27 protein-coding genes are annotated in these 26621 nt (G+C 72.5%); 8 read left to right on the forward strand and 19 right to left on the reverse strand.

Features of this window, described 5'->3' with window-relative positions; all coding sequences use genetic code 11:
• The first annotated feature begins 50 nt into the window (after positions 1 to 50).
• Positions 51 to 1028 carry a plasmid pRiA4b ORF-3 family protein gene (locus KMZ30_RS03225; RefSeq protein ID WP_215511605.1) on the forward strand — a complete coding sequence of 326 codons (978 nt, stop codon included), beginning with the start codon at positions 51 to 53 and terminating at the stop codon, positions 1026 to 1028.
• Positions 986 to 1552 (forward strand): hypothetical protein, encoded by a 567-nt coding sequence (locus KMZ30_RS03230; protein ID WP_215511604.1) that lies wholly within the window; start codon positions 986 to 988, stop codon positions 1550 to 1552. The genes KMZ30_RS03225 and KMZ30_RS03230 overlap by 43 nt, the downstream gene beginning before the upstream one ends.
• Before the next feature lie 45 nt (positions 1553 to 1597).
• Here the strand turns inward: KMZ30_RS03230 and mobF are convergent, their stop codons facing one another.
• The gene (mobF, locus tag KMZ30_RS03235) at positions 1598 to 5419 is read right to left on the reverse strand and encodes a MobF family relaxase (protein ID WP_215511603.1); all 3822 of its coding nucleotides are present in this window, start codon (positions 5417 to 5419) and stop codon (positions 1598 to 1600) included.
• Positions 5420 to 5729: 310 nt separating this feature from the next.
• Here mobF and KMZ30_RS03245 point away from each other — a divergent pair, with 310 nt between their 5' ends.
• On the forward strand, positions 5730 to 5936 hold the full coding sequence (locus KMZ30_RS03245) for a helix-turn-helix transcriptional regulator (RefSeq protein ID WP_308279571.1): 207 nt from the start codon (positions 5730 to 5732) through the stop codon (positions 5934 to 5936).
• 238 nt (positions 5937 to 6174) lie between these two features.
• Here KMZ30_RS03245 and KMZ30_RS03250 read toward each other — a convergent pair whose 3' ends face one another.
• Entirely contained in the window at positions 6175 to 6864 is a 690-nt protein-coding gene (locus KMZ30_RS03250; RefSeq protein ID WP_308279570.1) for a class F sortase, read from the reverse strand.
• 1 nt (position 6865) lies between these two features.
• Entirely contained in the window at positions 6866 to 7627 is a 762-nt protein-coding gene (locus KMZ30_RS03255; RefSeq protein ID WP_215511600.1) for a GVDTG sorting domain-containing protein, read from the reverse strand.
• Positions 7628 to 8027: 400 nt separating this feature from the next.
• Here KMZ30_RS03255 and KMZ30_RS22600 point away from each other — a divergent pair, with 400 nt between their 5' ends.
• Entirely contained in the window at positions 8028 to 8297 is a 270-nt protein-coding gene (locus KMZ30_RS22600; protein WP_215511599.1) for a cupredoxin domain-containing protein, read from the forward strand.
• A 96-nt stretch (positions 8298 to 8393) separates the two neighbouring features.
• Here the strand turns inward: KMZ30_RS22600 and KMZ30_RS03265 are convergent, their stop codons facing one another.
• The 10 genes from KMZ30_RS03265 to KMZ30_RS03310 form a co-directional block, all read right to left on the reverse strand.
• Complete coding sequence (locus tag KMZ30_RS03265) at positions 8394 to 9797, reverse strand: NADH-quinone oxidoreductase subunit N (protein WP_215511821.1); 1404 nt, start codon at positions 9795 to 9797, stop codon at positions 8394 to 8396.
• A gap of 14 nt (positions 9798 to 9811) precedes the next feature.
• Positions 9812 to 11305, reverse strand: coding sequence for a complex I subunit 4 family protein (locus KMZ30_RS03270; RefSeq protein ID WP_308279569.1), 1494 nt, complete (start codon positions 11303 to 11305; stop codon positions 9812 to 9814).
• Entirely contained in the window at positions 11302 to 13176 is a 1875-nt protein-coding gene (locus KMZ30_RS03275; RefSeq protein WP_215511598.1) for a proton-conducting transporter transmembrane domain-containing protein, read from the reverse strand. Before KMZ30_RS03275 ends, KMZ30_RS03270 begins: the two co-directional genes overlap by 4 nt.
• A gap of 13 nt (positions 13177 to 13189) precedes the next feature.
• Positions 13190 to 13492 carry an NADH-quinone oxidoreductase subunit NuoK gene (locus tag KMZ30_RS03280; RefSeq protein WP_215511597.1) on the reverse strand — a complete coding sequence of 101 codons (303 nt, stop codon included), beginning with the start codon at positions 13490 to 13492 and terminating at the stop codon, positions 13190 to 13192.
• Complete coding sequence (locus tag KMZ30_RS03285; RefSeq protein WP_215511819.1) at positions 13489 to 14052, reverse strand: NADH-quinone oxidoreductase subunit J; 564 nt, start codon at positions 14050 to 14052, stop codon at positions 13489 to 13491. Before KMZ30_RS03285 ends, KMZ30_RS03280 begins: the two co-directional genes overlap by 4 nt.
• 5 nt (positions 14053 to 14057) lie before the next feature.
• On the reverse strand, positions 14058 to 15002 hold the full coding sequence (locus KMZ30_RS03290) for a complex I subunit 1 family protein (protein ID WP_215511596.1): 945 nt from the start codon (positions 15000 to 15002) through the stop codon (positions 14058 to 14060).
• Entirely contained in the window at positions 14995 to 16032 is a 1038-nt protein-coding gene (locus tag KMZ30_RS03295; RefSeq protein ID WP_215511595.1) for a hypothetical protein, read from the reverse strand. Before KMZ30_RS03295 ends, KMZ30_RS03290 begins: the two co-directional genes overlap by 8 nt.
• Positions 16033 to 16127: 95 nt before the next feature.
• A complete protein-coding gene (locus KMZ30_RS03300; RefSeq protein WP_215511594.1) occupies positions 16128 to 16469 on the reverse strand; it encodes an NADH-quinone oxidoreductase subunit A in 342 nt (113 codons plus the stop codon).
• Positions 16466 to 17596, reverse strand: a complete 1131-nt coding sequence (locus KMZ30_RS03305) for a sensor histidine kinase (protein WP_215511593.1) — start codon at positions 17594 to 17596, stop codon at positions 16466 to 16468. The genes KMZ30_RS03300 and KMZ30_RS03305 overlap by 4 nt, the downstream gene beginning before the upstream one ends.
• Positions 17593 to 18285: a response regulator gene (locus KMZ30_RS03310; RefSeq protein ID WP_215511818.1), complete on the reverse strand. Its 693-nt coding sequence runs from the start codon at positions 18283 to 18285 to the stop codon at positions 17593 to 17595. The genes KMZ30_RS03305 and KMZ30_RS03310 overlap by 4 nt, the downstream gene beginning before the upstream one ends.
• 189 nt (positions 18286 to 18474) lie before the next feature.
• Between KMZ30_RS03310 and KMZ30_RS03315 the strand changes: the two genes are divergently transcribed.
• Positions 18475 to 19338, forward strand: a complete 864-nt coding sequence (locus KMZ30_RS03315) for a F510_1955 family glycosylhydrolase (RefSeq protein ID WP_226901692.1) — start codon at positions 18475 to 18477, stop codon at positions 19336 to 19338.
• A 38-nt stretch (positions 19339 to 19376) separates the two neighbouring features.
• On the opposite strand, the gene KMZ30_RS03320 is transcribed toward KMZ30_RS03315, so the two are convergent.
• The 4 genes from KMZ30_RS03320 to KMZ30_RS03335 form a co-directional block, all read right to left on the reverse strand.
• On the reverse strand, positions 19377 to 21656 hold the full coding sequence (locus KMZ30_RS03320; protein WP_215511592.1) for a heavy metal translocating P-type ATPase: 2280 nt from the start codon (positions 21654 to 21656) through the stop codon (positions 19377 to 19379).
• Positions 21657 to 21695: 39 nt separating this feature from the next.
• Positions 21696 to 21914 carry a heavy-metal-associated domain-containing protein gene (locus KMZ30_RS03325; RefSeq protein WP_215511591.1) on the reverse strand — a complete coding sequence of 73 codons (219 nt, stop codon included), beginning with the start codon at positions 21912 to 21914 and terminating at the stop codon, positions 21696 to 21698.
• Between the two features lie 32 nt (positions 21915 to 21946).
• Complete coding sequence (locus tag KMZ30_RS03330; protein ID WP_215511590.1) at positions 21947 to 22240, reverse strand: metal-sensitive transcriptional regulator; 294 nt, start codon at positions 22238 to 22240, stop codon at positions 21947 to 21949.
• 79 nt (positions 22241 to 22319) lie between these two features.
• A complete protein-coding gene (locus tag KMZ30_RS03335; protein WP_215511589.1) occupies positions 22320 to 22733 on the reverse strand; it encodes a DUF2752 domain-containing protein in 414 nt (137 codons plus the stop codon).
• Positions 22734 to 23078: 345 nt separating this feature from the next.
• On the opposite strand from KMZ30_RS03335, the gene KMZ30_RS22225 reads away from it, so the two are divergent.
• Entirely contained in the window at positions 23079 to 23540 is a 462-nt protein-coding gene (locus KMZ30_RS22225) for a multicopper oxidase domain-containing protein (RefSeq protein ID WP_308284300.1), read from the forward strand.
• Between the two features lie 132 nt (positions 23541 to 23672).
• Positions 23673 to 24542: a multicopper oxidase family protein gene (locus KMZ30_RS22230; protein ID WP_308279566.1), complete on the forward strand. Its 870-nt coding sequence runs from the start codon at positions 23673 to 23675 to the stop codon at positions 24540 to 24542.
• Positions 24543 to 24554: 12 nt separating this feature from the next.
• On the opposite strand, the gene KMZ30_RS03345 is transcribed toward KMZ30_RS22230, so the two are convergent.
• Both KMZ30_RS03345 and KMZ30_RS03350 read right to left on the reverse strand, forming a co-directional pair.
• Positions 24555 to 24866: a rhodanese-like domain-containing protein gene (locus KMZ30_RS03345; RefSeq protein WP_215511588.1), complete on the reverse strand. Its 312-nt coding sequence runs from the start codon at positions 24864 to 24866 to the stop codon at positions 24555 to 24557.
• Positions 24867 to 25050: 184 nt separating this feature from the next.
• Complete coding sequence (locus tag KMZ30_RS03350) at positions 25051 to 25644, reverse strand: DUF305 domain-containing protein (RefSeq protein WP_308279565.1); 594 nt, start codon at positions 25642 to 25644, stop codon at positions 25051 to 25053.
• A 524-nt stretch (positions 25645 to 26168) separates the two neighbouring features.
• On the opposite strand from KMZ30_RS03350, the gene KMZ30_RS03355 reads away from it, so the two are divergent.
• Positions 26169 to 26558 (forward strand): DUF302 domain-containing protein, encoded by a 390-nt coding sequence (locus KMZ30_RS03355; RefSeq protein WP_215511587.1) that lies wholly within the window; start codon positions 26169 to 26171, stop codon positions 26556 to 26558.
• Positions 26559 to 26621: the final 63 nt, after the last annotated feature.

Raw genomic sequence — 26621 nt, forward strand, 5'->3', positions numbered from 1 at the left:
CCAGCGTGTGGTCGGTTCCCGAGGTACGGGCCGGCTGGTTCACTGCTGTCATGAGCGACTTGAGTCCGGTGCCGCGGGATCCCGCCGCCCTCAAGGAGTGGGTCGCCTCGCTGAGCCGTGAGGAGCTCGCCGACCTCGCGGGGCAGTTGCTCGGCGGGTCGATGACCGGCGGGCTCGCGGGCATGGCCGTGGAGCCACGGCGTCGTGAGATCCTGCTTGATCCACCGCCGCCGGAGCCGGGGCTGCTCACAGTGACGATCGAGCTGGTCGGCTCCAAGCCCCGGATCTGGCGGCGACTGGTGCTGCCCGGGGACTTGACGCTCGACCGGGTCCATCCGCTGCTGCAGGCTGCGATGGGCTGGACGGACTTTCACCTGCACCATTTCCAGCCCGGGACCGGCCGGCGCTACGACGAGCCGTACTTCCTCACCGAGTTCGACGTCGAGGAGGGTGACGAGGGCGTCCTTGAGGCCGAGGCCCGGATCGACCAGGTCCTGCGTGACCCGGGCGACCGGATGCTCTACCTCTACGACTTCGGCGACGGCTGGGAGCACCGGCTCACCCTCGAGTCCGTGTCACCCTTGACCCCTGAGACCCGGCAACCGGCGTGCCTGGCCGGGGCGAGGGCCTGCCCGCCGGAGGACGTCGGCGGCATCCACGGCCACCACGAGCTCGCGGTCTGGCTGCGGGCCGGCGCACCCGCCGACGCCGTGCCCGCCCCCTTCGAGGATGCGGCCCAGGCATGGGACTGGCTCCCGGTCGACTACGCCCCCGACGCCTTCGACGTGGAGGAGACCACGGCCGCAATGCGCCGGTGGGGCGCCGGCGAGCACCTGTCCTGGCACGGGCTCCCGACCCCCGCGGCCGACCTGATGCAGCGGCTCCGAGGCGAGGGGTACGGCGTTCTCGCGGCATGGCTCTCGCAGGTGGGACCGCGCGAGCCGGTGACCCTCGACGATGCCCACGCACGAGCGGCTGCCCAACCGTGGCGGGCCGTCCTCGACGCGATCGGCCCCGGGTCCAGCTGACCGCGGCCGGCTACCTGCCACCGGCCGTCGTCGAGGAGATCGCCCACCGGAGCGGGGTCAGCGACTGGTGGATCGGCAAGGCCAACCGGGAGGACCTGACCCCACCGGTCCCCTCCCTGCGAGACGCCACCCAGCGGCTCGGACTGCTGCGCAAGGCCAAGGGACGGATGGCCCCCACGGCACGGGCAGGGACCGCGGCGGCCACCGATCTCGCGCTCGTCGCGGCCGTGCTCGAACGGCTGCCCCTCGGCCGCGGGTTCGAGGCCGAGGCCGGATGGTGCGCCATCGTCGCCCTCGCGGCCGGCAACCCCAAGCAAGCCCTCGGGCACCACCTGGTCCCGGTCCTCACCGACCTCGGGTGGCGCCACCGGAACAGGTCGCCCCTGTCCGCCGCCGAGGCCGCCGACGGAGCGCGGCCGACCGTTGAGGTCCTGGAGCTGATGGCCAGCGGCCGACGGACGCTCGATGCCGACCTGCTCACCACCCTGGCGCGCGCCACCCTCTTCGGGTTCGCACGGTCCTGAGCACGCCGGCAGTCGCCGGGACCGCTCCTTCGTCGCCTGCCTGGGTCACCGGCCGATGCTGCGCCGCGGTGCCGGCGCGGTGATGCGCTGCTGGTCCTCCGGCCGTGGAGCCGGGGATCTCTCGGGTTGCGGGGTGGCGGGGGTCGATGCGGGGTCCGGGTCGAGGATGCGGAACCAGAGCGTGGCGCTGGGGTGGTCGTCCGGGAGCGGGCCGGCTGTCATTGCCTCGGCGAGCCGGGCGGGGACGTCGGTGCCGTCTCGGCTGATGCGGTCGAGTCGTTCGGCGAGCTGGTTGGTGAAGCCGTCGCGCCGACCGACGTGCTGCACCACGACGTGCTCCCAGTACCGGACCGGGTCGGGGTAGGCGGCGCGGATGCGCTGGTCGAGGTGTGCGGCATGGCGCCTGGCCGCTCCCCCGCCGACCGGTGTGGGCCCGGTGGGCCGGCGGTCGGCGTCGTCGACGCCGCGGCCCGCCCGCCAGAGGGTGAGATCGGCGAGCAGGTCGGGGCCGGAGTGTTCGGGCAGTGAGGCGACCCAGGCCGCGGCCGCGGGTGGTCCTTGCTGCTGCACCGCGGTGGCGAGTGTCGCGACCCGGGTCGACCTGGCCTGGAGGTAGGGCCCCCACGCTGGGTCGTCGGTGAGTCGCCGCGGGATGGCGGGCAGCCACGGCAGCGGCCCTGCGGGGCAGGGTTGTTCGAGGCGGGACAGCAGGACGGCGGCGGGGTCGACGACGTCGTCGAGGCCGGCGCGGCCGGCCGCGACGCGAAGCGCCGTGGTGGCGTCGTGCCCGTCGGCCTCGGTGAGGGCGAGGTGGGCTCGCAGCCCGGGCCAGGCGGCGGCCTCGGTGAGTCCGGGGACGAGCCGGTCGGCCGACTCCTGCAGCCGGCGGAACCAGGCGTCGCCGAGGATGGTCTCGGCGCCGGCGAGGAGGGCGTCGTCGTACCGGGTGGCGGCGTCGCGCAGCTGGACGGCCGGGCTGTTGGCGTGGGCCTGGGTGCTGGTGGCGGACAGCGCGGCCCCGTCGCGGGAGAGGATCGCCTCGAGGGTCTCGGTCGCGGTCGCCGGACTGGTGGTGTCGGTCACCGGTGGCAGGTGTGGGTCGACATCGCCCGGCGCGGGGACGTGGACGTGGTTCTCCAGCCGGCCCCGGGTGAGCATCGTGTAGAGCAGCTGCCGGGTCTCGTGGCCGGTGACAATGCCGTGGACGGTGTCCGCGGTGACACCTTGGGCGGTGTGGACCGTGGTGGCGTAGCCGAGCTCGACGTGAGAGGCGACATAGTCGGCGGGCAGTACGACCCTGGCCCGCGAGCCGGTGCGGCGGACGGTGAGCGCACCACCGCCCGTGTGGGTGACGAGCCAGCGGTCGCCGTTCTTGACCCAGTCGGTTCCGCCGGTCTCGAGCCGTCGATCGTTGCGGCGGGTGATGACGACGTCACCGGCGGACGCACGGGACCCGTCGGCGAGGACGATCTCGACGCCGGGGGCCTGTCCGTCGAGGCGGGCGGCTCGGGCCCGGTCGTTGAGGGCGGCGACGAGGTCCCGCGACGGCGCGAGCATGAGGCAGTCCCTACCGGCGGCGCGGTCGGAGCGCCATGCCTCGAAGGCGGCGTCGATGCTGCCGGCGAGGTCACCGACGTGGACCCGGCCCCGGTCGAGGTAAAAGCCCAGCGCGCTCGCGTCGCCCTCGCGTAGGGCCAGCGTGGCGTGGGCCTCGACCGGGTCCCGGAACCGGACGACCTCGTCCAGGCGGATAGCGCCATGGGTGGCGGCGATGTCGCGCAGCACTCCCCCGGCCCCGACGGCGGCCAGCTGCTGGTCATCCCCCACCAACCGGACCGAAGCGCCGCGCCCGAGCGCGTGGGCCACGACGCGATCGAGGGTGAGGGTGTCAGCCATCCCCGCCTCGTCGACCAGCACCAGCGCGCCGAGCCCGATCGTGTCGGCGACCGGGGACCCGCCGCCGCGGTCGAGGTCGTGGACGACCTTGGCGAGGGTGTCGGCCGGGATCCCAGTCGCGTCCCCGAGCACGCTCGCGGCGGCCGCGGACGGCGCCATCCCGACCACCGGCCCGACCTGGCCCCGCCACAGGTCGGCCAGGACGGCCAGGGCGGTGGTCTTGCCGGAGCCGGCCGGGGCGAGGACGAGCTGGACACGGCGGGCACTGGCGGCGAGGGAGACCACGAGGTCGCTCTGCCCGCGGTTGAGCGCGACACCCCGTAGCGAGGCCTCCAGGACCGCAAACCGCGCGTCCTGCAGGTCGACGGCGACCCCGTCGGCGCGGCCGGCCGCAGTGGTCAGACGCCGCTCTGCAGCCAGGATCCGAGGACTGGTGAACAGGTTGCTGCCGGTGTGCCGATACACGCTCGTGCCGTCGGACCGGCGCAGGACGGCCGGGTCCATGATCGGGTCACGCTCCGGGGTGAGGTTGACCGACAGCTCGGCGGCCGCGACCTGCACCACGTGGGCGACGACCTCGGCGATATCACCCGGTGCGATGTCGAGGTCTCGCACCTGACGCTGCGCCTCCGCGGTCAGGTGCCAGGTCTGCCAGGTCGCCCGCCGCGACTCCACCTCCGCGACCACCCGCCCCGCCGCCGCCCGCACCCATACGGCCGAGAGCCCGGGCTGCGTCGTCCTGTTCGGTTGCAGCGCGGCCGCCACCATCCGCTCCACTCCGGCAGGAGGGCCGAGGGTCTCGACGGCCTGCACCCGCCAGGCCGCCCGCTGCTCGGCGAGGGATCGCGGCTCGTGCTTCGCCTCGCGGGTCTCGAGGTTGGCCCGCTGGGCCAGGGCGATCGCCTCGACCGGCGTCGGTGGTCGGCCGTGTGCGCGCCGGAACTCGGACGACAGATCGCGCTGCCGGGCGGTGATGTCGGTGCGTCGGCGGGACCACCGCTGGCACAGCCGGGGGTCGACGCCGTCGATCTCGCGGACCGGGTGCCGCTCACCTGTCACCTCGGTCCGGTCGGCGAACCGGACCCCGAGGTCGGTGACCAGGCGCCGCTCGAGTGCTGTGTTGTAGGTCTCCGACACCGCGACCACGTGCTGGTGCAGCACCCTCCCGTACACCGAGAGCCACTTCCCCTCCCGCGTCTGCACCTTGTTCGCGACCGCCACATGGGTGTGCAGATCCGGGTCACCCGCCCGCGAGTCCCGGTGCGTGAACGCCGCCGCGACCAGCCCCCGGGTCTCCACCTGTCGCGCGCCGTCCTTCCCCTCCCGGGTGAAGAGGACCTCTCGCTCGATGTAGGCCAACGCGTCCGCCACGGCCGCGACGTGCGCCCGCTCGATCGCCCGGGCCACCTCCGGCGGCGCGACCGCCCACAGCGCTGAGACCGACTTCACCGGGCTGAAGGTCAGGTCGAACCCCGCCACCGTCACCCGCTGCGGACGCGAGTACCGGACCACGGCGGAGGCCAGCTCGCGCTCGTCCCGCGGCGCCCTCCCCCGCTCCCGAAAGAACAGCTCCCGGGCGACCTCGCTGCGCACCGCCGCTGCCGACACCGTGGGGTCGGGGTCACCGGGCCCGGTGGAGCCCCTCTCCGCCACCCGCCGAGCGACCTCACGGTTGAACCCGGCGTACCCATCCGTGCCCTGCACCCGGTAGCGCGCGCCGAGCGCGACCCCCGTCACTGGGTGTGAGCCGCTGCCGAACAGGTGGCGCATCTGCTCCGCGGTGACCACGTCCCCCGCCTCGAGACCGTCGACCCCGACCAGTCCGGAGCCGACCCACCGTCCCGGCGCCTCGCCCTTCTCGGAGTAGTAGCCCTCGAGCCCGCCTCGCCCGAGCTCGGTCGCGTCATGCGCCGCGACCTGCCGGGTCAGGTACTCATAGCCCGAGCCGGCCGACAGCTTGTGCAGCGTCATCGTCACACCCCCAAAGGCCCGGACGGGTCGCTGGGTGGACACGGTGCCGACCTGGATGAAAGAGGTGTGTGTCCCGCCCAAGCTCTCGGCTCGATCAGGAGACTGGTTCGCTGGGTCGGGCGTCATGGGCTTGGTCGACTGTGAGACGTCGGCTGCGGGAAGGGGGGATCTGCGTGGGCAAGGTCGTCGCTGTTGTGACCGTGCGTGACGTCGCGTCCAGTTCTGCCGAATGTGTCCACCGGCGTCCGGAATCTGGCCTTTGGGGACACGGAGGTCCGACGGTCGGGCCCGCCCAGCCCAGGAGATCACCGTGACGACGATCAACCACCAGCTCGTCTCGCTCGCCGACGCCGCCGACGCCCTCGCGGTGTCGACGCGCACCGTGCGCAGGTACATCGCCGACGGGCAGCTCGACGCCGTCCGCCTCGGGCACCGCACGCTACGGATCCGGGTCGAGTCCATCGACCGGTTCGTCACGGCCCGCCCGGTCGGGAGACCCCGCCGCGGCGCCGCCTGACGACCGGTGCCACCCTCGCCGAGCTCATGGGTCCACTCGGGCACTCCACCCCGCAGGCAGCGCTGCGCTACCAGCACGCCGCGCGGCCCGGGACCGGGAGATCGCCTCGGCGTTGTCCCGCCTCGCCGAAGGTCGAACCGACCAGCAGAGACCTCCGACCGACCGCCTCGTCCTCGCCGACAACAGAATGGTTCCGGCTGACGGCGCGGAGTCGTGGACGTTGTGCCCGCCTGCTCCGTCAGGCGTTCGTGCTCCGCGCGTACACGACGACGTTGTCGACGTAGTGGCCGGTGGTGTCGTCGATGGTGCCGCCACAGGTGATGAGCCTGAGTTCGGGTCCCCTGGTGTTCCCGTACACCGCGCCGGTGGGGAAGGCATCCTTGGGGTAGCGGTCGACTCGGTACACCTCGAAGGCCACGGTCTTCCCGTCCTTACGGGTGACCTCGACCTTGGCGCCCTTCTTCACGCCACCGAGTTCGAAGAAGACCGACGGCCCGGTCTTCACGGAGTCGACGTGGCCGAGGATGACGCTCGGACCGACCTGTCCGGGCGCCGGGGAACCTGTGAACCACGCGGCCTGGTCGTAGCGCGGGCCGTGGACCGGCACCTGGATCGCGCCGTCGGCGTCGAGACCGGTGCGGTTGACGACGGAGTCGATGTCGACGGAAGCGATCCGGACGCGGGTGGCCGGGGACCGCGACAGTCCCGTCGCCGTCGGCGAGGCGGGCGAACTGTGGGTGCTCGACGCACCCGCCCGCGTCGGGGTCGGGGTGCCGACCTCGGGAGTGGGAGTGGTCAGTGTGAGCGGGGGCTGGGGGGCGGACCGCTGGTCTGCGGCCGCCTTGCCCAGCAGCCCGACCCCGGCGAGGACGAGCACGGCGGCCACCACCGCCAGAAGGCGGTGGTGGCCGCTCGCGAGAAACCTCACGTCAGGCGTCGTCGCTCGCGGTCCGACGGCGCGCGGCCACGACCGCGGCACCGGCGCCACCGACGAGGAGCGCCCCACCGAGGGCGATGAGGCCGGCGTCCTCGGTGCCGGCCGTCGAGCCGCCGCCGGTCTGGACGCCGCCACCCGGCATCTGGCTCATCTGGCTGGCCTGGAGCACGCCGCAGGCGGCCGGGTCGGTGGCCTCCTCGGGCAGCGAGTCGTCGAGGTCGGACTTGACGTCGCCGTCGTACTCGCCGGAGCCGTTGAGGTCGACACCGTGGACGACGACGACGGCCTTGCCGTCGCTGATCGCGGCGGCGGTCTTGTCGTCGACCTCGATGGTCCGCGAGTAGCTGGCGTTCCCGGTCGGGAAGCGGTCGACCGCGAGGCCGCTGTCGGGGCTGGTGTCGCCGTCGGTGGTCAGCGAGACCGCGATGCCGCCGTACTGGTCGGCCGCGTCACTCACCTGCAGAGCACCGTCGGCCCCGCTGCCCTCCTGGTCGTTGGTGGGGCAGACGCCCATCCCGCCGATGTGGATGTGCTGCGCGTGCGGGGCGCCCTCGAGAAGGCCCTGGCTCTGCAGCTTGATGTCCAGCGTGTTGCCCTTCAGCGTGGTGGTGGCGGTGCTCGTCACCCCGGAGTCGTTCAGCTGGGTGAGGTTCGCCGTGAAGGTGCCGTCCGCCGCGTGTGCGGCCGGCGCCGAGAGGGCCAACGGCAGGGCTCCGAGGGCGAGGGCGGCAGCAGCGGTCAGTGACTTTCGCATGTGTCATCTCCGTTCAGGGTTCGGAGCACAAGACCCGTCAACAGGCCGCGACGAGACCACCTTGTCCTCCGCATTGTGTTCGGCGCGAACCCAGTTCCGGATTGGTCCGTGTCCTGAAGGTCGCGCAGCAAGTGAAAAGCATCGTGAGAAGGCATCAACGGCTCGGGTGGTGCATCCCACGCTGACGGCCACCCAAGCCGACCCGGTCCCCGCGACGAACACCGGTCGTCGACTCTGATCGAGCACCCACCTCGGAGGCACCACATGGCCCGCACGATCGCCCAAGTACTGCTCGTCCCCGCTATGGTCGCGGTGCCATCCGCGTGTGGTTCGTCACCGACCGCCGCGGACTCGACACCGGCCTCCCGGTCAACCGCCGAAACGCCTGCCTCGACGTCCAGTGCCGTCGCGACGTCACCACCAGCGCCGCCGACATCCGACGCATCCATCGTCATCAAGGACTTCGCCGACGTCCGTTGCTCCCGGAGCCACCGTCACCGTCACGAACGACGACTCCCAGGCCCATACCGTCACGTCCGACGATGGCGGTTTCGACGTCAAGGTCGGGTCCGGGCAGACGGTCACCATGACGGCGCCCGACTCGGCTGGCCGCTACGGCTTCGTGTGCTCTTTCCACGCGAACATGTCCGGTGTTCTGGTCGCGGAGTGAACATCCGGGCGTCGAGACGGGGCAACGTTCCGGACTCCGCACGGGCGTACCCGCCGGCTTCCACTACCGCCGGACGTGGCGGCCGCCAGCCCACGTTCAGATATGGGGTGTTACATCGAACATGGTCCAGAGCACGCCGGCACCAAGACCGATCATGATCGAGAGCAGGGCGGCGAGCACCGCCGTCCGCTCGGACCAGGGTCGCGGCACCGCCAGCCCCGCAGCCGGTTCCGCGCGAGCCAGAGCCGGTGCGACCCACCGGAGGTAGTAGAACAGCGACACCAGCGAGTTGCCGAGGACGACGACGGTGAGCCACGGCATCCCGCCGTCCCAGGCCGCGGTCGCGGTCGTCAGCTTGCCGACGAACACCGCCGTCGGGGGCGTGCCGACCAGGCCGAGAAGGGCGACGACGAGGGCCACAGCGAGGCCCGGCCGGCGACGGACGAGTCCGGCGTAGCCCGCGAGGTCGCGCACGTCCGGGAACGCGGTCGTCACCGCGAAGGCGGCGACGTTCGTCACCGCGTACGCGGCCAGGTACAGCAGCATCGATGGCAGCGCCAGGTCGCTCCTGCCTGCGACGGCGACCGGGACCAGGAGGTAGCCCGCCTGGCTCACGGTCGACCAGCCGAGGAGTCGTCGCGGGTCCTCCTGGCCGAACGCCGCGAGGTTGCCCAAGGTCATGCTCGCCGTCGCGATCACCGCGACCAGCAGGCCCCAAGCCAGCGAGTCGGAAAGGGCGAGGAGCAGGCGGTACAACGCGATGACCGCACCGACCTTCGGCACCGTCGTGACGAAGGCCGCCGCCAGCCCGGTGGAGCCCTGCGCCGCGTCCGGGACCCAGAAGTGCGCCGGGACCGCCCCGGCTTCGAACGCCAGACCGGCGACGACGAGGACGACTCCGGCCGCGACCGCGACGGTCGGCAAGCCCTCGAGGCGGAGGGCGAGATCCGGATAGGAGGTCCTTCCGGCGAGCCCGTACACGAGGGTCACGCCGAGGAGCATGAGGATCCCGAAGATCGCCCCGACCAGGTAGGTCTTGAGCGCGGCCTCGGCGCCACGAGCGGTGCGGCGCAGCCCGACGAGGGCATACACGGGCAGGCTGGCGAGCAGAAAGCCGACGGCGAGGACGAGGAGGTCGCGTGCTCCAGTGAGCACAAGGGCCCCGGTGGCCGCGAACAGGAGCAGGGCGTAGGTCTCGCTCTCGCGGTCGTTCCCGGCGACCTCGTCACCGGCCAGTAGCAGGACGAGCAGGGTCGCGACGGCGACGGTCACCCGTCCCGCGGTGGTCACGCCGTCGACGACGAAGGCACCCTCGAAGGCGGAGCCGGGCACGAGCGAGCCGAGGACGGCGGCGACGGCACACCCGAGGAGAGCGAGTGCGGCGACGGCCCGCAGGCGCCACTGGCGGCGACGTGCGGTGAACGAGCCGCCCAGCAGGCACACCAGTCCGCCCCCGAAGAGCAGCATCTCCGGCAGCATGGCCAGCGGTCGCATGTCCATCGACTCCACCGGCCTCACCCACCGAGAAGGCCGACGACCGACCTCGCGGCAGGCTCGACGACGTCCAGGAGGGGGCGCGGCGCGACACCGATGGCGAGCGAGAGCACCAGCAGGGGTGCGATGGCCCACAGCTCGTGACCTGCGACATCCGTGAAGCCACGGGAGGACGGTCCGAGGTCGCCGGTGAAGACCCGTGCGAGGGTCCAGAGGAACACCCCGGACACGACGAGGATCCCGAGCAGGCCGACCGCGCTCCACGGGACGGCGGCGATGCTGCCGGTGAAGATCTGGAACTCGGCGACGAACCCGGACAGCGCGGGCAGCCCGAGCGAGGCGAACGCGGCCACGGCGAACAGCCCCGTCGTGCGCGGCGCCGGCCCGGCCAGCCCTCCGAAGCGGTCGATCTCGTAGGTTCCCGAGCGGTCGAGGAACACACCGGCGATCAGGAACAGTGCTGCTGTGACGAGGCCGTGGCTCACCATCTGGGTCACCGCGCCGGACACGGCGATGCTCCGCGCCTCCGTCGTCCCCGACGACACGACCCCCGCCGCACCGACGGCGAGGACGACGTACCCCATGTGGTTGACCGAGGTGTAGGCGATCATCCGCTTGAGGTCCTTCTGGGCCAACGCGACCAGGGCTCCCCACAGCACCGACACCAGCCCGACGACGAGCACGACCCAGGCCCACGCCCGCCAGGCCTCGGGCAGCAGGACCATCCCCAACCGGACGAACCCGTAGGTCCCGAGCTTGAGCAGCACCCCGGCCAGGACCGCCGACCCGACGGCGGGAGCGTCGGTGTGCGCGGGCGGCAGCCAGGTGTGGAACGGGACCGTCGGCGTCTTCACGGCCAGCCCGAGGAGGATCGCACCCAGCACCGCGGCCGCCACGGTTCCGCCACCGGCGAACGGGTCCTGCCGGGCGAGCTCCAGCATGTCGAACGTGTGCGGGTCGGCGGCGAGGTACAGGCCGATGAACCCCGCCAGCAGCGCGAGGGAGCCGAGGAAGGTGTAGAGGAAGAACTGCAGGGCCGAGCGGGCGCGGTCGCCGTGGCCCCACCCTGCGATCACGACGTACATGCCGACGATGGACAGGTCGAAGAAGACGAAGAAGAGGATGAGGTCCGCGGCGGCGAAGACGCCGAGACAGACCGTCTCCAGTGCGAGGAAGAGGGCCGCGCGCGTGCGTGGCCGGTCGGGGTCATGCACCGAGTACACGGCGCAGGCCAGGAAGACGACGGCGGTCATCGCGACGAGCGGGAGCGACAGCCCGTCGAGGCCGACGTGGTAGCTCGAGTCGACCCCGGGGATCCAGGGCACCTGCTCGTCGAAGGCCAGGGATCCGTCGGCCGGTGTCTCGTAGCGCACCCACAGGACCCCGACGAGCACGAGCTCGAGAGCCGACGCGAGCACCCACCCCCAGCGTCCGGCGGTGGGACCGACGCCGGGAGCGAGCAGCAGCAACGCCGCCACGAGCGGAAGGAACACGGTCAGCGAGAGCACGGTCACCTCACGACGAGGAGCAGGACGACGCCGAACGCGACGAGCGCGACGGCCTGGACGTAGTACTGGTGCAGCTGCCCGGTCTGCGGCCGTCGGGCCGCCCTCCCGGCCCGCCGGACGGCACCGGCGACCGCGAGGACCGTGCCGTGGATGCGCTGCTCGTCCACGGTCCCCGTGAACGACGCCACTCGGCGCGCTGCCGTGGCCAGCCCGATGACGCCCTCCGAGATCTTCCGGTCGATCCCGTCCAGCGCCTGCGCGAGGAGCACGGTCGGGCGGACCACGGAGCGATGGACCGCGCGCTCCACGCCACCCCAGGTCCGCACGAGGGCGACCCACCGGCCGTCGCGGCTGACGGGGCGCCACCACAGCACGGCGACGACGAGAACCGAGAGGACGCCACTGGCAGCTATGGCCGGGACTCCGGGCTCGACGAGCGGCCCCCCGACCACCTCTTCCGTCCGCCGGGCGACGGCCGGGATGGCAAGAGCGCCCAGCAGCACCGCGCCCGCCGCCAGGGCGACGATCGCCGCTGCCAGCGAACGGGGCACCCCTCCCCGGGCCTCCTCCTCCGAGCCCCCTAGATCCCGGGCCCGCTCGGCCTCGCCCGGTCCCACGGGTGCCCACAGGACCCTCAGGACGACCCCCGCGTACGCGGCCGACAGCCCGGCGCCGACGACGGCGACCAGCCCGAGCACGGTGGACCGCTCGAAGGCCGCGGCCAGGACGAGGTCTTTGGTGGCCCACAACGCCAGCGGGGGGAGGCCCGCGAGCGAGAGCAACGCGACGGTCGCCGCGACCCGCACCAGCGGCCACTCCCCCACGGCGCCGCGCAACCCGTCCAGCGCCTTGGTGCCGAGGGCCGAGAGCCAGGCCCCGGCGGTGAGGAAGAGCGCGGCCTTCGTCGCGGCGTGGGCGACGAGGTGAGCCGTTCCCGCGGTCGTGGCACCGAGCCCGGCGGCGAGGACGACGAACCCCAGCTGGGCCGACGTCGAGGCCGCGAGGAGCTGCTTCAGGTCGCGCTGCCCCACCGAGACCAGCCCGAGGGCGACCGTCGTCAGGGCGCCCGACCACGCCGTGGCGGACCCGGCCCACGAGGTCGACAGCAGCAGCGGGTTCAGGCGCAGCAGGAGGTACCCACCCATGGCGACCATGGCGGCCGAGTGCAACAGCGCACTGACCGGCGCCGGACCGTCCATCGCCCGGGACAGCCAGAAGGCGAGGACGAGCTGGGCGGCCTTCCCGAGCGCTGCGACGAGCACGCCGGCAGCCAGGACGTCCCGCCACCCGGGTGGTGCGGTGGAGAGGTCGGCCAGTCCCAGTCCGGCACCCCCTGCCAGGGCCGCTCCCGCCGCGACGTACAGGCCGAGGTCGGCGGCCCGCGTCGTGAGGAAGGCGGTGAGGCCGGAGGCCACCCGCCGCCGCTCTCGCCACTCGAAGCCGATGAGGGCGTACGAGGTCGCGCCCATGACCTCCCAGGCGAGAAGGAGGGTGGGCAGTGTCGTCGCCGTGACGGTCAGCAGGGCGGCCGCCGTGAAGACCAGCATCAGGCCGTGGAAGCGGCGGCGTGACTCGCGGACGTCCGCCGCCCCGCCGAGCAGCGCGAGGGTCGCCACGACCGACACGACGGGGGCGACCACCGCCGCGAGGCCGTCGACCTCCAGCGCGAGGTCGGACCCCGCGAGGAACGGCACCCCGACGGACGGCCGCATCGTCGCGACGGCAACGGCCAGCAGGCTCGTCACCGCAGCAACGCCCACGCCCACCGCCGGCGCGGCGCGTCCGCGCACCGCCCAGGAAGGCGCCGTCACCAACGCGCCCCCCGCGACCGCGGGCAGCGCGACGAGAGCCCAGAGGGCGGTCTGCGCCAAGGTCATCCAGTCGAGCCCCTCATCCGGCCAGGTCCGTCGCGGAGTCGGTCATGTCGCTGCCGCGGTGGCGGTGGACGAGGGTGGCGACCGCGAACCCCATCGCCATCTCGACGGTCATCGCGGCCAGGACGACGAGGAGGAGCACCTGGCCGGTGGGGTCCGGGGCGAGGAACCACCACATCGCGCCGGCGGCCAGGATCACGGCGTTGACCATGACCTCCAGGCCCATCATCACCATGACGACGACCTGCTGGGAGATGGCGCCGTAGAGGCCGACCGCGAACAGGGCGGCCGCGACGAGCAGGACGGTCTGGAGGGTCATCGGCCGACGCCTCCCCGCTCTGGGTCGCGCGGCGTTCGCACGTCGAGGTCGTCGCCGAACCGGTCGTAGCGGGTGCGACCGGAGGCCAGGACGATCCCCCCGACGATGGTCGCGACCATGACTGGGCTGACGACGACCATGACGAGCATCTGCTTCCCCATGAGGGACTCACCCAGCGCGGCCGTGACGTCGGGCGACGGGACCCCACGGCGCACCGGCCACGGCACGAGCAGCGCTCCGGCGCCGAGGACGACGAAGGCGGCGACGGACACGGCGAGGGCGGCCCGCTTGTCGTGGACCATCGACATCGGCATCAGAGCCGGGTTCATCCCCATGTACATCACCATGTAGACGGCCATGACGGCCATCTCCATGACCATCATGAGGACCGTCACCACGCCGACGTAATTCTGCTGCATGAGGAGCAGCGCGAGCCCCACCGCCACGAAGGACAGCGCGAGGGCGTAGGTGGCGCGGGCCATCGAGTCCACGACGAAGACGAGGACCGCGGAGGCGACGGCCAGGATCCCGAGGACCCAGAAGCCGATGTCGACGAGCACCCTACTCACCCCAGCACCGCGACGACGACGGCGACGACGAGGTCCTGCACGAGGACGGCGGGCAGCAGGACGACCCAACCGACCTCCATCAGCCGCTCCGGACGCACCGACGGCAGGGCCCGCCGGGCGAGGACGAACAGCGCGAGGAGCACACCGGCCTTCACGGGGACCCACAGCCACCCGGGGAGCACCGGTCCCGCACCGCCACCGAGGAACAGAGGGACGGCGAACAGGGCACCCGCCGCGAGCAGGGCGTAGCGGCCCGCCTGCGCCAGGAGCCGGTCGACCCCGCTGAGCTCGGCGAAGACCCCACCGGCCAGGTCGCGGCCGGCCGGGACCGCGAACGGGCCCCACACGGAGAAGGCGAGGACGCCGAGACAGTAGACGGCGAACGCGACCGGCATCCACACGACGAACCAGAGGCCGGACTGGGCCGCCGCCACGTCACCGAGCCCGAGACTGGCGGCTCCGACCGCCGGGGCGACGAGGGCGAACATCAGAGGCAGCTCGTAGGCCAACGCCAGGGCCAGGAAGCGGTAACCCCCGATGAGGGAGTGCGCCGAGTTGGCCCCCCAGCCGAGCAGCCAGACCAGGGCCCAGACGAGGACGTCCATGGTGTTGAACCACACGATGCCGACGTCGAGGTCGGACACCACGTGGTCGCCGAAGGGGACGACGGCGACCATGAGGAGAGCGGCGACCACGAGCCCGCTGCTTCCGACGCGCCACACCAGGGTGTCGGCCGACACCGGCGCGCGGCGCCGCTGACGCAGCAGACGGGCCGTCTCGTCGACCACACGGGTCAGGCTCGGCCGCAGGGGGGCTCTCTCCGACCTCGCCGCCAGCACGCCGTCGAGAGCGACGGCCCCCACGGCCAACGCGAGCAGGGCTGCGGCCCACAGGAGAAGACCCGGCAGACCGACGGTCGTGAGCGACGACGCGTCAGACATCGACGACCTCCCGGACCGCGGTGGCGCCCAGACTGGCGACGACGAGCCGCGCCACCCCCACGTCGAGCCCGGTGACGAGAGCCGCCACCATCTCGGGCCCCACGAGCTCCGCGCTGGAGACGTCGGCGGAGTGGGCGCCCTCGTTAGAGATCGCGGCCCGAGCCCGGTCGACCAGGACGAGGAGCCGGTCGCGGCAGTCGCCGACGAGCCAGTCCGGCACGTCGAACCCCGGCGCGGACTCCGCCGAGACGGTGCCGGCTCCCGCCAGCGACCACCGCATCGTCCGGGACCTCTCGATCCGGCGGCGCAGGCCCGACAGGACCGTCGCCGCGACCTCGTCCCGGCCGTCGAGTGCCGCGTCCCTCGCCCGTCGGGCGCGGGCCGCACCGTCCGCCCACCCGGCCAGGTCGAGCATGGCAGCAAGGTCGTCACAGCGCCGGGCCCCCAGCAGGGCCGCCCCGGCCTCGGTGGAGGCCCCTGCGGGCACGAAGGACCCGGTCGCAGCCACCACCAGATCCCCGTGCAGGACCAGGTCGAGGACGAGACCCGCCGGCCACGCGGGCAGAATCGGACCCAGCCGCAGCGGCAGCTCGTCCATCTCGAGCCCGTCACGGTCGTGCTCGGACGCGCCGGCGAGCGGGATCCCGTCCGGCGCCATGTCCATCTCGCCGTGGTCCATCCCGTCGTGGTCCATCTCGCCGTGGTCCATCCCGCCGTGACCCATCCCGTCGTGGTCCATCCCGTCGTGGCTCGTGGAGTCGTCGGCGCGTGCCGCGTCGTCACTCGCCGACCCGGACCGTCCGTCGGCGTCCGTGCGCTGTGTCCCGTCGTCGACAAGGTCGACGGCCGCGGCGTCGAGCACGTTCGCCACGGCATCCGCACTCTCGGCGAATCCACGGGCACGAGGTCCCGGCATGGCATCCCAGTGTTGCTCGACGATCTCGGTCATCTCGCCGTCCGCACGGCCGGTGACGACAAGAACGTCGGCGGACGCCGGCGAGAGCGCGAGCCGCCACCCTCGGTCGCGCACGGCTCGTTCCACAGCGACCCGGACCTCCCACGAGCCCGGGCACTCGACGACGAGGACACGCGCTGCGCGGACGGCCCGGCGTGCGAGCCAGGACCTCACACCCACCGCAGCGCCCCTTCCCGCCAGGCCCAGGCGACGGCGACGAGCAGCGCACCGAGGAAGACGAACATCTCGGTGACGGCGCTCGCGCCGAGGTCTGCGACGACGACCGCCCACGGGTACATGAAGAGCATCTCGACGTCGAACGCCAGGAACAGGAGCGTCGCGAGGTACCACCGCACGTGGTAGCGCGAGAGGGCATGGGCGTCCGGCTCCCAGCCGGACTGGTACGGCAGCGGGCGGAGCGCACCACGCCACGGCACGAGCAACCAGTGGGCGGCGTACACGACAGCGACCCCGCCGATGGCGAGGGTCGCCATCGCGAGCAGGCCACTCATGTCCGCACCGCCGCCCGGGTCGGCAGCCGCACCTCGAGGGTCGCCCCTCGACCCGGCCCACCGCTCTGCGCCGTGATGGAGCCGCCGTGGGCGTCGACGATGGCGCGGCTGATGGTCAGCCCGATCCCGGATCCGCGGTCGGTGCGGTCGCGGGCCGTGTCCCCCCGGTAGAACCGCTCGAACACGTGGGGCAGCTGGTCGTCACCGATGCCCTCACCGTCGTCCTGCACGGTGATGACGACCTCCTCGGCCTCGACCCTGCTGCCGATCCGCACGTGGCCCCCGCCCGGGGTGTGCCTCACCGCGTTGTCCAACAGATTCGTCAGCACCTGTCCGAAGCGCTGCGCGTCCACCCGCACGGTCGGCGCCGGACCCGTCCTGTCGACGCGTTCGAGCGAGACCGCCTTGTTCTCGAACCGGGGCCGGACGGTGGCGACGGCGGTGTCCACCAGCCTGGCCACCGGGACCTCGCGCAGGTCGAGGGAGAGCCGGCCCTCCTCCGCGCGGCTCACGTCCTCCAGGTCGGCCGCCAACCGGGACAGACGGATCACCTGCTGCGCCATGATCCCGCTCGTGTCCGGGCCCCACGCGGTGACGCCGTCGTCGAGCGCCTCGAGGTAGGCCGAGCAGGTCGCCAGCGGCGTTCGCATCTCGTGGGCCAGGTCCGCCAACAGCCGGCGTCGGGTGTCCTCGGTGGTCTGGAGGCGCGTTGCCATCTCGCCCAAGGACTCCGCGAACACGTCGAGCTCCGCACCCGCGCCCGTCGGTGCCACCCGCCGGTCGTAGCGGCCGCCGGCGATCGCGCGAGCCGCCGACGACAGGTCGTCCAGCGGGCGACGCAACCGCCGGGCCATGACCCACGTGACCACCCCCGCACTGGCGATCGCGATGAGGAACGCGACCCCGAAGGCCAGGAGGCTGGAGTCGAGGTAGGCCCGCTCGACGTGGTCGACCTGGCTGTCGTTCAACGACCCGCGGGCGCGGAGCAGGTGCGAGTGGAAGAGGGGCGGCCCGAGGACGGCCGCGACCACGGCAGCCGTGACCACACTGGCCACGAGCACCCCGAGCTGCGCGAGCATCAGCCGCGTCGCGAAGCCGTCCCACCGTCCCGCCCGGGGCCCGGTCATGACGGCAGCATCCGGTAGCCGACCCCGCGGACCGTCTCGACGAAACGCGCCTCGCCCGCGTCGTCACCGAGCTTGCGCCGCAGATGCGCGATGTGGACGTCGACGATGTGCTCGTCCCCGACCCAGGCCGGGTCCCAGACCTCGTCGATGAGCTGCCGCCGCGCCCAGGCGTACCGCGGTCTGCTGGACAGGACCTCGAGGAGGTCGAACTCGGTCCGGGTGAGGTCGACGAGGTGTCCGCCCAGGAAAACCTGCCGCGCTCCCGGGTCGATCTCCAGGTCACCGAACACGCGGGTGTCGGCGCCGTCCGGGACCGGACCGCGCCGGGGTCTGCGCAGCAGCACGTGGACCCGGGCGACGAGCTCGCGCACGCTGAACGGCTTGGTCATGTAGTCGTCGGCCCCCACCGAGAGTCCGATGATCCGGTCCGTCTCCTCCGACCGAGCCGTGAGCATGAGGATGTAGCAGTCGCTGAAGGTCCGGACCTGACGGCAGACCTCGACCCCGTCCAGTCCGGGCAGGCCGAGGTCGAGGACGATGACGTCCGGCTCCGTCTCCCGCGCCGTGCGGACGGCCTCCGGACCGGTCGTGACCCGCTCGGTGCGGTAACCGGCGCGCTGCAGGTAGGTGCACACCATGGCGGCAAGGGCCGTCTCGTCGTCGACGACGAGCACACTCGCCGGTGGCATACCGTCCGGAGCAGGCACGTCGCCAGTCTGTCGGACCGGCCACCGGGACGACGAGGGCCCGGGACCGCGCGCCACCATCCTTCGTCGATTCTTCATGGAACCTGAACCTGCGGCTGAGACGCTCGATGCCCGCCGACCGGGGCGGCCAGCCGCCCCCGATCTCGACCCCGAGCCCTGGAGACGCCACTCATGCCTCGCCGGCCAGCCGCCGCTCGTCCTCACCGCATCGCCCTCAACCTCGCGACCGCCGTCGCAGCGCTGCTCCTCGCCTCGTGCGGCTCCACCTCGCAGGATGCCGACCGCGGCGCGTCGAGCGCGGACGCACGTCCGATGGGACACATCCACGCCGTCGCGTCGGACCCCGGCAGCGGAGACGTCCTCCTGGCGACGCACGGCGGTCTGTTCCGGCTCGGTCCGTCCGGGACCACGCCGGTGGGGCCAGCCGTCGACCTCATGGGCTTCGCCGTCGCTCCCGACGGCGCCTACCTCGCGTCCGGCCACCCCGGCCCCGGCACCGACCTGGACCAGCCCGTCGGGCTCATCCGATCCGAGGACGGCGGCCAGTCCTGGGCCGCGGTCTCCCGTGCCGGGAAGTCCGACTTCCACACCCTCACCGTGGGCCCCGGTGTCGTCGCGGGCTTCGACGGAGCCCTGCGAGTCGGCACCGACGGCTCCTCCTGGCAGCAACGTCCGATCCCGGCGCCACCGCGCACGATGTCGGCCTCGCCCAGCGGCGACCGGCTGCTCGCGACCACCGAGCAGGGTCTGCTCTCGTCCGAGGACCAGGGCCGGGCCTGGGCACCGGTCGCGACGCCCGACCTGCTCGTCACCGTCGAGTGGGCCGACGACGACACCCTCGTCGGGGTGAGCGTCACCGGCACCCTGGTCATCAGCGAGGACGCCGGCGGCACCTGGACGGCCGGCGGGTCGGTCGGTCAGGCCTCCGCGGTGTCCGCCACGCGCACCGCCGACGGGCTGGACGTCCTCCTCGTCGTCGGCGAGACCGTGGTGCGCACGACCGACCTGGGAGAGACCCTCGAACGGGTCGCCTGACCTCGCCCGTCGCCGGCGGACCGGCTCGGCCGACCCTTTCACGGCGTCGTCGATGCCCGGAAGCCTCGCAGCCGCAGGCTGTTCGTCACGACGAACACCGAGGAGAAGGCCATGGCCGCCCCGGCGATCAGGGGGTTGAGCAGGCCGAGCGCCGCCAGCGGGATCGCGGCCACGTTGTAGGCGAACGCCCAGAACAGGTTGCCCTTGATCGTCGCCAGGGTCCGCCGCGAGAGCCGGATGGCATCGACGGCGGCGGTCAGGTCGTCGCGCACGAGGGTGAGGTCGGAGGCCTCGATGGCCACGTCGGTTCCGGTCCCCATGCTGATCCCGAGGTCGGCCGTGGCCAGGGCAGCGGCGTCGTTGACGCCGTCACCGACCATGGCCACGACGCGGCCTTCCGCCTGGAGCGACCGCACGACGTCGACCTTGTCCTGCGGCAGCACCTCGGCGTGCACCTCGTCGATCCCGACCGCCGCCGCCACGGACCGCGCGGCGCGGTCGTTGTCGCCGGTCAGGAGCACCGGACGCAGCCCGAGGCCGCGCAGGGCCCGCACCGCGTCGGGGCTCGTCGACCGCACCGTGTCGGCGACGACGAGGAGGCCGCGGGCCACGCCGTCCCATGCGGCGAGGACGACGGTCGCGCCCTCCGCCTCGGACTCGGCCGCGACGGCGAGGAGCGCGTCGTCGACGACGACGTCGTGCGCGTCCCGCACCCAGGAGGGTCGGCCGACCAGCACGGCCCGGCCGTCGACGACCCCCTGCACCCCGAGCCCGGCGGTCGACGAGAAGTCCTCGACCCCGGGCAGCCGGCCCCCGACGAGGTCGCGCCCCCCGTCCGCGACGGCCCGGGCGATCGGGTGCTCCGAGGCACTCTCGACCGCGCCGGCCAGGCGGGCGACGTCGTCGCGCTCCTCCCCCGGGGCGGGCACGACCTCGACGAGCCGCATCCGTCCGCTCGTCACGGTGCCGGTCTTGTCCAGCACGACGGTGTCGACGACCCGGGTCGACTCCAGGACCTCCGGACCCTTGATGAGGATGCCGAGCTGCGCCCCACGACCGGTCCCGACGAGCAGGGCGGTCGGCGTGGCGAGCCCCAGAGCACAGGGGCAGGCGATGATGAGCACCGAGACCGCGGCCGTGAAGGCCGCCGCCGCCGGGTGTCCGAGGAGCAGCCAGACCGCGAGGGTCGCCAGGGCCAGGACGATGACAACCGGCACGAACACGGCCGAGACCCGGTCGGCCAGCCGCTGGACCTCCGCCTTGCCGCTCTGCGCGTCCTCGACGAGCCGCGCCATCCGGGCGAGCTGGGTGTCGGACCCGACCCGGGTGGCCCGCACCATGAGCCGGCCACCGGCGTTCACGGTGGCGCCGACAACGGCGTCCTCCGGACCCACCTCCACCGGGATCGACTCCCCCGTGAGCATGGACACGTCGACCGCCGACGTCCCCGACTCGACGACGCCGTCCGTGGCGACCTTCTCACCGGGCCGGACGACGAAGCGGTCCCCCACCGCGAGGTCCGACACCGGGATCCGGACCTCCGCCTCCTCCGGGGCGGCGCCGCGGAGCACGGCGACGTCCTTGGCGCCGAGGTCGAGGAGCGCGCGCAGCGCCGCGCCCGAGTCCCGCTTGGCTCGCGCCTCGAAGTACCGCCCGGCGAGGATGAAGACCGTGACCGCCGCCGCGACCTCGAGGTAGAGGTGCGGCTCGCTGCCCGCCGCGCTCGGCAGCAGTGTGAACTCCATCCGCATCCCGGGCTCGCCGGCCATCGTGAAGAGCAGCGCCCACAGCGACCACAGGTAGGCCGCGGCCACCCCGACCGAGATGAGGGTGTCCATCGTCGCCGCCCCGTGCCGGGCGTTCGTGACGGCTGCGCGGTGGAACGGCAGCGCGCCCCACACGACGACCGGCGAGGCCAGGGTGAGCGTGATCCACTGCCAGCCGTCGAACTGGAGCCACGGCACCATGCTGAGCACGACGACCGGGGCCGCGAGGACCGCCGACACCACGAGCCGCTGCCGCCAGCCGGCCGCCTCGTCCGGTTCGCCGGCGGGCGCCGTGTCGGCGGGCGTCGCCGACGACTCGGGCGGGAGCTGTGCGGTGTAACCGGTGGCCTCGACCGTCGCGACGAGGTCGGCGGCACTGATGCCGTCGACGAAGGTCACCTTGGCCTTCTCGGTGGCGTAGTTCACCGTCGCGGTGACGCCGTCCATCCGGTTGAGCTTCTTCTCCACCCGGGCAGCGCACGAGGCACAGGTCATGCCGCCGATCACGAGCTCGGTGTCGTGGGTCGCGGCGCCTGCGGTGACGTCGGTCATGACTGGTCTTCCTTCCTGGTGCGGTCGCCAGCGTGTGGGTCAGGACGAGAGGTGGTAGTCGCCCGCCTCGTCCAGCGCGGCGACGACGGCCTCCTGGTCGAGGGGCTCCGCGCTCGTGACAGCGACGGCGGAGGCGTCCCCGGGCACGAGGTCGATCGTCACGTCGGTGACACCGTCGATCCCGGACAGCTCCTCGGTGACGGCGTGGACGCAGTGGCCGCAGGTGAGGCCGGTGACGCTGTAGGTCTGGGTGGGCATGGTGGTGTTCCTCTCGATGGGTGGTGGTGTGCTCAGGAGCGGACGAGCCGGGCGATGGCGTCCGACGCCTCGGCCAGCTTGACCTCGGCCTCGTCGCCTCCGGCTCGGACCGCGTCGGTGACGCAGTGCCGGAGGTGTTCGTCGAGCAGGCCGAGCGCCACGGTCTCGAGAGCCTTCGTGGCGGCTGCGACCTGCGTCAGGATGTCGATGCAGTACACGTCCTCGTCGACCATCCGCTGCAGACCGCGGACCTGGCCCTCGATCCGCCGCAGCCGGTTCTGCACCGACTGCTTCTCCCCGATGTAGCCCGGGACCGTGTGTGCCATCTCTGCCTCCTCAATTACCCCATGCGGGTATCTCTGGATGAGGCTAGTACCCATGGGGGGTATGAGTCAAGTGATTTCCTCAGGGGCCCATCAGCAGGTCGGCTCGTCCCTGCTGCCGTACCTCGAGCAGCACGACGAGCAGCCAAGCGGTTCCCCACAGCACCCGTCTCGTCGTCGGCGCCGGGGACCAGACCCACGCCGGCCACTTCGACGTGAGGGTCCCCCATCCGGCGCGGAGCACCATGACACCGGCCCCGGCGACCGCCGCGATCCCCAACGGGTTGTAGGTCCAGGCCAGGCCGAGCTCGCCGCGGGCGGTGAACACCGCCGCCCGCGTCGCCCCACACGTGGGGCCCATGACACCCCAGCGATGAAGCGGTCCGTGGGTGTCGACCGACGGCAGCCCGACCACCGCGAGCACGGTGGCCGCGACCACTCCGCCGATCGCCACAACGGTCAGCCAGCGGTAGCGGTCATGGTCCTCGACCGCCAACGGCCGTCCGGACGCTCGTGGGACGGGTCCCGGGCGCACTCCCACGCTCCCATCTCCTTCACGACACGACGACCGCACCACTGTGCTGGACCGGACCTCGGCGGGTCGAGCGGCACCCACGGATCTTCATGGCTTCTTGACGGGACCCGAGCCGCGTATCCATCCGTCCTCGTCACGGTGGAGCCATGGACGCGAACGTTCTGGACGCTGTGCCCCCGGAGGCGGCCCTCACCGCCGCCTCGGCCGGGCCGGGAGTCGGCGGTCTCCGCGGGTGGGGGGGGTCGCGGTCGCCCTCGTCGCACTGGTGTCACTCGCAGCCTGGTGGGCCGCCGGCCGGCGGCGACGATGACGCCGGACCCGCAACCCCTGGTGAGCCGACGCGCCGTGGTCGCAGCGGGCGGCCTGGGCGCGGCCGCTCTCGCGGTCGGGGCCTGGGGCACCTGGCAGGCCGTAGGCCGATCCTCGACCGGCGGGGCCTCGTTCGCCGAGCCGCCAGTCAGGCGCAGCGCCGACGGACTGCTCGATGTCGTACTGGAAGCCGCACCCGGAGTGACCCTGGCAGGGCGGTCCACCCACGCCCTGGGATACAACGGGCATTCGCCAGGACCCACGCTCGTCGTCCGCCCGGGGGACCTGGTGCGGGTGACCCTGCGCAACCGCCTCGACCAGGCCACCAACCTCCGCACGCACGGCCTGCACGTCTCACCGACCGGGAAGAGCGACAACGTGTTCCGCGTCGTCGTCCCCGGCACGGACACGGACTACGAGTACCGCATCCCCGACGACCACCCGACGGGCACGTTCTGATACCACCCGCACCACCACGGGACCGTCACCGACCAGGTCTTCGGCGGGCTGCTCGGCGCCATCGTCGTCACCGGACCCGACGAGCCGGTCGTCGACCGCGACCGGCTCCTCGCCGTCAGCGACACCACCCTCATGAGCAACGGCACCGTCGCCGCGGCCGACCACATGGACGCCATGCTCGGCCGCGAGGGAGAGCTCGTCCTCGTCAACGGTCTCCAGCAGCCGCGCATCGAGGTGGCCGCCGGGACCACCGAGCGGTGGCGCGTCGTCAACACCTGCGCCTCCCGCTTCCTCGACCTCGAGTTGGAGGGCCGGCCCTGGCAGCTGCTCGGCTACGACGGCCAGGCTCTCCGCGCTCCGCAGCAGCGGGACTCCCTGCTGCTCGCCCCCGGCAACCGCGTCGACGTCCTCGTCTCGCCCTCGGCCACCGGGTCGACGACACTCCGCAGCCGCGGCTACGACCGCGGGGACATGGGGATGGGAATGGGCGGAGGAATGATGGGCGGCAGCGACGACACCTCGTCGGACGTCACGCTCGCGGCGGTCACCGTCACACCCGGGCCCGATGCCTCACGAGCCGTCCCGTGGCGCGGCCCCGGGGTCTCCGCCCGCGACCTGCGCCGAGCCCAGGTGGACCGGAGCCGCACGCTGACGATGACCGGCGGCGGGATGGGCATGGGCATGACCGAGTTCGGCTTCGACGGACGGACCTTCGACCCCGACCGGGTCGACCAGGAGCTCCGGCTGGGGACCGTCGAGGAGTGGACCATCACGAACACGACGACGATGGACCACCCCTTCCACCTGCACGTCTGGCCCATGCAGATCGTCGGTCCCGAGGAGTCCGCCGAGCCGGAATGGCGCGACGTCGTCATCGTGCCGGCGAACGGACAGATCACCGTCCGGGTCGACGTCCGCAACCACCCCGGGCGGACTGTCTACCACTGCCACATCCTCGACCACGAGGACCTCGGGATGATGGGCGTCGTCGCTGCGGTGTGATCACCGCGGACGTCAGCCGCCCCCGCGACCGTTCCACGCGACGGCCGCTGGCCTCGCACGCGTCCATCCCACCCTCGAGGTCCACGACGTCCGTGTACCCAGCTCGGCCAGGGTGCGCGCCGCGTCGCTGCTCATCCGCCCGCTGCGGCAGGAGACCGCCACCGTGGCCGACCGGTCCGCAGGGAGGCGGTCGCGCTCCTCACGGACCCGGTCGAAGACCACGAAGAGATCGGTCGCCGGGAGCTCCCCCTCGTACGGCGTGTGGACGCTCACCGTCGTCACACTCGGCTCCGTGATCATCTCGGCGAACGCGGCCGGGTCCATCAGTCGCGCCGCCGGGAGCCGGAAGTCGCGGGCTTCTCCGCCTGCGCTCCGCAGCCCGTGGCACCCACCGCCGCGAGGGGCAGGACGAGCACCAGCGCCCGACGGGACATCCCGTCACTCGTCCTCGCCTCGTCGATGACGAACCTCCTGCTTCTGCGCGACGCGGTCCTGACCCTTGGGACTCTCAGGAGCCGAGGAGCTTCTTCATCATCGCGATCTCTGCAGTCTGCGCCTTCTCGATCTGTCCCGCCAGAGCGACGGCGTCGGGGTCGGCACCGTCCGAGATCTCGGTGCGTGCCATCTCGATGGCGCCTTCGTGATGAGCCACCATCATCCTGAGGAACCGGGTGTCGAAGTCCGTACCATCGGCCTCGCCCAAGGCCGCCATGTCGGCGGTGCTCATCATCCCGGGCATCGATCCCGACATGTCCATGCCGCTCATGTCAGCCGGGATCGGCCGACCCCATGCGTTCAGCCACCCGGACATCGTCTCGATCTCCGGGTCCTGAGCGTCTCGGATCTGCGCAGCGAGATCCTTGACCTCCTGGCTCTCCGCCCGACTGCCCGCCAGCTCGGCCATCTCGACGGCCTGGCGGTGATGAGAGATCATGTCGGTCGCGAACGCGACGTCGGCGTCGTTGAAGGTGGCGGACGTCGTCGAGGACGGAGACGACGACATCTCCGGAGATGTCGCTGTCCCTTCGCTCGTGGTGCCGCCGCACGCCGTCAACGTCACGGCGACGAGCATGAGCGAGGCGGCCAGAGTCTTGTTCGCCACGTGGGCTCCTCCGGGATGAGGACCCGCGCTCGAGAGCCGGTGTCGGTGGCGGTCCACCCGCCGTAATCCCAGTGTGCGGACCGTTCCACGACCGGCAGCCCGCCCGAACCATGAAGACTTCGTGTAGATGCAATTCCGGCACGCGCCGGAGCCCCGGGCTTGACGGAATCTCAACACGATCGTCGTCGGAGCCTTCATGTGCGCTCGTCACCGTGGACCGCGTGTTCGAGGTCACGGGAAGTATTCAGTCCCTCCTCGCTGCCGGAGTGGCCCTCTCCCTCCTGTGGAGCGGTGTGGTCTACGCCGTGATCCGCTGCGTCGGCAGCCTGCCGAAGATGGGCAGATCGCCCGATCCGTCCGTCGCCCGGTTCTCGGGGGCCGTCGGGACTCTCGCGCCCGGACACGGGCGACGAGGCGGGGCAACCGTCCACCGTCTTGACGCAACGTTCATGGATCCTCAACAGCCGCCCGAGGAGTGGACTGCGACCGTCGGAACGTCCGACACCCCCACAGGAGGATGAGCCATGCCCTACGCCCTGTCCGTCTTGACGGACCGCCCCTTCGAAGACGCTCTGACGCGGACCCGGGCCGCCCTGGAGGAGTACGGCTTCGGCGTCCTCACGGAGATCGACATCGCCGAGACCCTCGCGGCGAAGACCGGTGCGACCATCCCGGCGCAGGTGATTCTCGGAGCGTGCCGTCCGCCGCTCGCCCTCGACGCACTTCGGACGGAGCCCGGTATCGGCCTTCTCCTCCCCTGCAACGTCGTCGTCCGGGAGTCGGACGACCGGGTGCTCGTCGAGGCGATGGATCCGGAGGTCATGGTGCAGGTCACCGGCAACGAGGAGCTGCACGGCGTGGCAGACGACGCGCGGGCCCGTCTCGAGGCTGCGCTCACCTCGATCACGGCCTGACCCGGCCGCTCACACCCCCACGCCTCGACCAAGGTCGGACCCCGGTCGAGTCCCGAATGCAAG

Origin of the sequence: Phycicoccus mangrovi, from assembly GCF_018729305.1 — a bacterium.
GTDB classification, from domain to species: Bacteria; Actinomycetota; Actinomycetes; order Actinomycetales; family Dermatophilaceae; genus Phycicoccus; species Phycicoccus jejuensis.